We start from the raw sequence: 6000 nt of genomic DNA on the forward strand, positions 1-6000 counted from the left end.
AAGCTATAGAAAGTATTTATGGTTTCTCCATCCTGGGACCTTGGCAGCCTTGGCGTTTTCGAAGCGGTGGGACGATTGGAAAATCTGACCCTTGCAGCGCGCGAACTCGGCATGACGCAACCGGCGGTCAGCTATCAGATAAAACGTATCGAGGAGCGTCTGGGCGTTGCATTGTTCGCCCGGCGAGCCCGCGGCGTCGAGATATTGCCAGAGGGCCGCATCCTGTATGAAGCGGTGCGCTCCGGTCTCGATGGAATCGAGGAGGCGGTGCAGCAGATCAAGCGCCGCCAGCGCGCGCCGGGATTACGCATAGCCACCGACTATGGTTTCGCGACGTTCTGGCTGATGCCGCGCGTCGCGCAGTTTCGCCCGAAACATCCGGAAGTGGATGTCCGCATCACGGCATCATCCATGCTTCAGCCGCTCGACCGGCGTGACGCTGATATTTCGATCCTGTTCGGCGGTCGGGAGGATTTCCCGAAGGATGCCATCGCCTTCATCGGCGAAAAGGTCGTGCCGGTCTGTTCCCCGGCCTATCTTGCTGCGCATGGTCCGTTTCCGGATGGGAAACGGCTCGGTGCGGCCTCGCTGCTGCATCTCGATACGCTGCAGGGCGATCGCTGGTTCACGTGGCAGTCATGGCTCGGTGCTATCGGTGAGGACATTGAGGACGGCAATTACGGGCTGGTCTTCAACACCTATAATCTGGTGATCGAGGCCGCCATTGCCGATCAGGGCGTGGCGCTTGGCTGGGCGGGGCTGATCGACGGAGCCGTGCAGCGCGGGCAGCTTGTTCATGCTTGCGAGGTGTCGCAGACGAGCGACAAGGGGTATTGGCTGGTCTTCAATCCGGATATTTCTGCGGGCGCGCGCGAGCTCGCACTGGAATTACTGGGTGCGAGGAATGAGGACCAGTATTTTAAGAAATAAGCTAATTTAGCAAAGTTGATCGCAATCAATGAAATCCGGCCCCGATATGGGTTGATGGGGCAGGCGCGTGTTCCATATCGCTTGTGGGATACGTTGCATTGCCATTCACCAATCACGCAGGAAAGGATGAATCATGTCGGCAAACGGTAAGGTTGCTCTTGTCACGGGCGCAGCACAGGGCATTGGGCGCGGCATTGCGTTGCGGCTGGCCAAGGACGGTTTTGATATCGCGCTGGTCGACCTGAAGGCCGACAAGCTGGATGCGGTCAAGAAGGAAGTCGAGGCGCTGGGTGGCAAGGCATCCACTTTTTCCGCAGATGTCAGCAAGCGTGACGATGTTTATGCCGCGATTGACCATGCGGAGAAGACGCTTGGCGGTTTTGACGTCATCGTCAACAATGCAGGTATCGCGCAGGTGCAGCCAATCGCCGACGTCAAGCCTGAAGAGGTCGAGCGGATTTTCCGCATCAATGTCGATGGCGTTCTGTGGGGCATTCAGGCGGCTGCCGCCAAGTTCAAGGCACGCAAGCAGAAGGGCAAGATCATCAATGCCTCTTCCATCGCTGGCCATGACGGATTTGCGATGCTCGGCGTCTATTCGGCGACAAAATTCGCAGTGCGCGCGCTGACCCAGGCTGCGGCCAAGGAATATGCAAGCGCCGGGATTACCGTGAACGCCTATTGCCCCGGTATTGTCGGCACCGATATGTGGGTCGAGATTGATGAACGCTTCTCGGAAATCACCGGTGCGCCGAAAGGTGAGACCTACAAGAAATATGTGGAAGGGATCGCGCTTGGCCGCGCCCAGACGCCGGACGATGTGGCGGCTCTGGTGTCGTTCCTCGCAAGCCCGGATTCCGACTACATCACCGGTCAGGCCATCCTGACGGACGGCGGTATCGTCTATCGCTGATCGTTCCGGTCCCGCATCTTTCGGGGTGCGGGACGGCTAGAGTGGTGGATTTGAATCCGAAATTCGTTCGCAACCCCGCTCCAGAGTGATACGAATTTCGGATTCGCCACACTAGCGTTTACGCTGTTTCACCCTGTGTTAAACTGTCCTTCTTTGAGAGGAAGGGCTGACCATGACACGTCTGACGGCGAAGGATTTCCCGCAAGAACTTCTCGAACTCTACGATTTCTATGCCCATGGCCGGATAACCAAACGCGAGTTTCTGGACCGGGCCGCAAAATTTGCGGTCGGCACCATGACTGCAACAACCATACTGGCATCGCTCAGTCCCGATTATGCGATGGCGCAACAGGTCGAATTCACCGATCCCGATATCCATCCTGAATACATCACCTATCCGTCGCCGGAAGGAAACGGCAAGGTTCGCGCTTATCTGGTGCGACCGGCCAAGCTGCAAGGCAAGTTGCCTGCCGTGGTGGTAGTGCACGAAAACCGCGGGCTGAACCCGTATATCGAAGATGTTGCCCGCCGGGTTGCGAAGGCTGGTTTCATCGCACTTGCGCCCGACGGCTTGACTTCCGTTGGCGGCTATCCCGGCAATGACGACAAGGGCCGCGAATTGCAGCAGCAGGTCGATCCGATCAAGTTGATGAACGACTTCTTTGCGGCGGTCGATTTCATGATGAAAAGCGATCTGACGACCGGAAAAGTCGGTATTACCGGCTTCTGCTATGGCGGCGGTGTTGCCAATGCGGCGGCGGTCGCCTTTCCGGAACTCGCAGCCGCAGTACCCTTTTATGGCAGGCAAGCCCCGGCGGATGAAGTGCCGCGCATCAAGGCGCCGCTCCTGTTGCACTATGCCGAACTCGATATGCGCATAAACGAGGGCTGGCCCGCCTATGAGGAGGCGTTGAAAAAGTATGGCAAGACCTACGAGGCTTATATCTATCCGGGCGTCAATCACGGCTTCCATAACGATTCCACGCCGCGTTACGATGAAGCGGCGGCGAAGCTCGCATGGGACCGGACGATTGAATGGTTCAAGCGCTATCTGGCATGACGTTAGAGCATGCCTCCCGAAAGTGGAAACGGTTTCGGGATAAAGACATGCGTGAAAACAAACAGATCGAAACGCGCTCTAGGCCTTCGCTTTCAAGGTCTTGAAGGTGTTGACGGCGATCACCACGACAATGCCGATCAGGACGGCAAGCACGGCCTGTAGGAAAGATGTGGCGCCCCATTCGAAGGCGGCTGAAAACCGGGTACCTTCGGTCGGCAGGTGCGAGACGATGGAATGGATGAAGGCTTCAACGCTGTGGATGCCGATTGAATCGAGACCATGAACGATGATGCTGCCGCCGACCCAAAGCATGGCGATAGTGCCGACAGTGCTCAGAACCTTCAATATGATAGGCATGCCCGCAACCAGCCCCCGGCCGAGCTGCCTGCCGAAAGCCGTGTGGCTGTTGCGCACAAGCGCAACGCCCATATCATCGAGCTTCACGATAATGCCGACCACGCCATAAACGGCGAAGGTGATCAATATGCCAACGGCGGCGAGGATGGCCGCCTGCGTATAGATACTTGACGGGGCAAGTCCCGCCAGCGTCAGCGCCATGATTTCGGCAGACAGGATGAAGTCCGTGCGGATCGCACCGTTGACGGTCGTTTGCTCGATCTCCTTGGCCGTCGCGCCCTTGCTCTCCTCATGTTCCTCTTCCTTGTGCGGGATGAAGAACTCCACCAGTTTTTCGGTCCCTTCGAAGGCGAGGTAGACACCGCCGATCATCAAAAGCGGCATGATGAAGGAGGGGGCGAAATAGCCGAGAATAAGCGCCAGCGGCAGCAGGAAGATAAGCTTGTTGCGCAGCGATCCCTTGGTGATTTTCCAGATGACCGGCAACTCACGTTCCGGCTTAAGCCCCACGACGTATTTGGGCGTAACGGCCGTATCGTCGATCACGATGCCTGCCGCCTTGGCGCTGGCCTTTGCCGTCTGTCCCGCAACGTCATCGAGCGAAGCTGCCGCCATTTTCGCAATGGCTGCGACATCATCGAGAAGCGCGAACAAGCCGGACGCCATGGGGAACCTTTCTATATTGCTGTTGCACCTAGCTAAACTTTGAATGGGTGCTACGTCCAGATGGAAATCGCCATCCCCTGTAACTGTATCTGGAATCGATACAATCTGTGCATGATTGTCAATATTTCAATGATCGTGCCGATGGTTATATTGATGGTAACACAACAGGAGAGATCGCCATGCTTAATCAGATCAAGGGCCTCCACCACGTTACCTCGCTTGCCGCCGATGCGCGTTCCAACAACCGGTTCTTCACCGATCTTCTGGGACTGCGCCGTGTCAAGAAGACGGTCAACTTCGACGACCCCAGCGTCTATCACCTCTATTATGGCGATGAAGTTGGCACGCCCGGCACTATCATGACCTATTTCCCGTTTCCCGGTATGCCACGCGGTCAGGGCGGCACGGGCGAGGTGGGAACGACGGTGTTTGCCGTGCCGCAGGGTTCGCTCGGTTTCTGGAAGGATCGTTTCGTGCAATCCGCCGTCAAGGTTGAATCCGAAGACGAAGCCTTCGGCGAAAAACGTATCCACTTCCGTGGGCCGGATGGCGACAGCTTTGCTTTGGTGGAAGTGAAGGATGATCCGCGTGCGCCTTGGCTGCATGACGGGATTGATGCCGATCATGCCATTCGTGGCTTTCACTCGGTCTCTATGCGGCTTCGTGACGAAGGTGCGACCTCGGAACTGCTGAAATATATGGGATATCAGAAGCTCGATGCGAAGGACGGCGTCACCCGTCTCATCATGCCGGAGGGCAATGGCGCGGGCGTCATCGATCTGGAAACCCTGCCATCAGTCGGTCGCAACCAGCAGGGCGCGGGTTCCGTGCATCACGTGGCCTTCGCCGTTGATAATCGCGAAAAGCAACTGGAAGTGCGCAAGGCGCTGATGGATACAGGCTATCACGTCACGCCGGTCATCGACCGCGATTACTTCTGGGCAATCTATTTCCGCACGCCGGGCGGTGTGCTGTTCGAGGTGGCGACCAACGAACCCGGTTTCGACCGCGACGAGGATACGGCTCATCTTGGCGAAGCGCTGAAGCTGCCAGAACAGCACCAGCATTTGCGCGGCTATCTCGAAGAGCATCTGGACAAGATTTGAAGACGTCGGGACAGGAGATCGAACATGACCATCCAAACCTATGAGCACCGGCTGAAGGCCGGTGCGAACGGAGCGCCGCTCTTCATCGTGTTTCACGGTACGGGCGGCGATGAGAACCAGTTTTTCGGTCTGGCGGAACAGCTTTTGCCGGAAGCGACCGTCGTGTCGCCACGCGGTGACGTTTCCGAATATGGAGCTGCACGCTTCTTTCGCCGCACAGGCGAGGGCGTTTACGATATGGAAGACCTTGCCCGCGCCACCGACAAGATGGCGGGTTTCATTTCTGGCCTTGTGGCTGAATACAAGCCATCCGAAGTGATCGGGCTTGGCTATTCCAACGGCGCTAATATCATGGCGAACCTGCTGATCGAGAAAGGCAGGGTGTTCGACAAGGCAGCACTTCTGCATCCGCTGGTGCCGTTCAGTCCGAAGGATAATCCGGCGCTTGAAGGCGCGAAAATTCTGATGACCGCCGGGCGGATGGACCCGATCTGTCCTCCGGATCAGACAGAAGCGCTTGCACATTATTTCGAGCGCCAGAGAGCCGATGTCGAGCTGGTCTGGCATCCGGGCGGGCATGAATTGCGCCAGACGGAACTGGCCGCAGTGCAGTCGCTACTCGGAATTTAATTTAAAGCCGCCGCTCGATTTTGAGCGGCGGTATTTTTATTCGGGCCCTCTTGAAAAAATCAATATATATTATATTTAATTGTATATTGGTAATGAGGTGCCATGATGGATTCGAATTCGGGCGGCGCACCCGCTCATGAAGACAAGATGACGCGCACAGAAATGGAGGGGCGGGCAACCGAGGTTGCCGAACTCCTCAAGACGCTGTCGCACCCGGCGCGGCTTATGCTGGCCTGCACCCTTGCAGAGCGGGAATATTCGGTCGGCGAGCTTGAAGGCGTGCTCGGCATTCACCAGCCGACGCTGTCGCAGCAACTGGGCGTGCTACGGGAAGCGGG

Annotated in this window: 7 protein-coding genes; 6 read left to right on the plus strand and 1 reads right to left on the minus strand. The window is 57.2% G+C overall.

What is annotated here, in order from left to right:
- The first annotated feature begins 18 nt into the window (after positions 1-18).
- The 3 genes from MKS82_RS27145 (at position 19) to yghX (ending at position 2903) form a co-directional block, all read left to right on the plus strand.
- Positions 19-930, plus strand: coding sequence for a LysR substrate-binding domain-containing protein (locus MKS82_RS27145; RefSeq protein WP_109987481.1), 912 nt, complete (start codon positions 19-21; stop codon positions 928-930).
- A 133-nt stretch (positions 931-1063) separates the two neighbouring features.
- Positions 1064-1843: an acetoin reductase gene (locus MKS82_RS27150; protein ID WP_109987480.1), complete on the plus strand. Its 780-nt coding sequence runs from the start codon at positions 1064-1066 to the stop codon at positions 1841-1843.
- Between the two features lie 172 nt (positions 1844-2015).
- On the plus strand, positions 2016-2903 hold the full coding sequence (gene yghX, locus MKS82_RS27155) for a YghX family hydrolase (protein ID WP_109987479.1): 888 nt from the start codon (positions 2016-2018) through the stop codon (positions 2901-2903).
- 78 nt (positions 2904-2981) lie between these two features.
- Here yghX and MKS82_RS27160 read toward each other — a convergent pair whose 3' ends face one another.
- Entirely contained in the window at positions 2982-3926 is a 945-nt protein-coding gene (locus MKS82_RS27160; RefSeq protein ID WP_109987478.1) for a DUF808 domain-containing protein, read from the minus strand.
- 179 nt (positions 3927-4105) lie between these two features.
- Here MKS82_RS27160 and MKS82_RS27165 point away from each other — a divergent pair, with 179 nt between their 5' ends.
- The 3 genes from MKS82_RS27165 to MKS82_RS27175 form a co-directional block, all read left to right on the plus strand.
- Positions 4106-5032: a VOC family protein gene (locus MKS82_RS27165; protein WP_109987477.1), complete on the plus strand. Its 927-nt coding sequence runs from the start codon at positions 4106-4108 to the stop codon at positions 5030-5032.
- Between the two features lie 24 nt (positions 5033-5056).
- On the plus strand, positions 5057-5662 hold the full coding sequence (locus MKS82_RS27170) for an alpha/beta hydrolase (RefSeq protein WP_109987476.1): 606 nt from the start codon (positions 5057-5059) through the stop codon (positions 5660-5662).
- 105 nt (positions 5663-5767) lie between these two features.
- On the plus strand, positions 5768-6000 hold a 233-nt coding region (locus tag MKS82_RS27175), incomplete at its 3' end, for an ArsR family transcriptional regulator (RefSeq protein ID WP_240579488.1).

This window comes from Ochrobactrum sp. A-1, assembly GCF_022488005.1.
GTDB lineage: Bacteria > Pseudomonadota > Alphaproteobacteria > Rhizobiales > Rhizobiaceae > Brucella.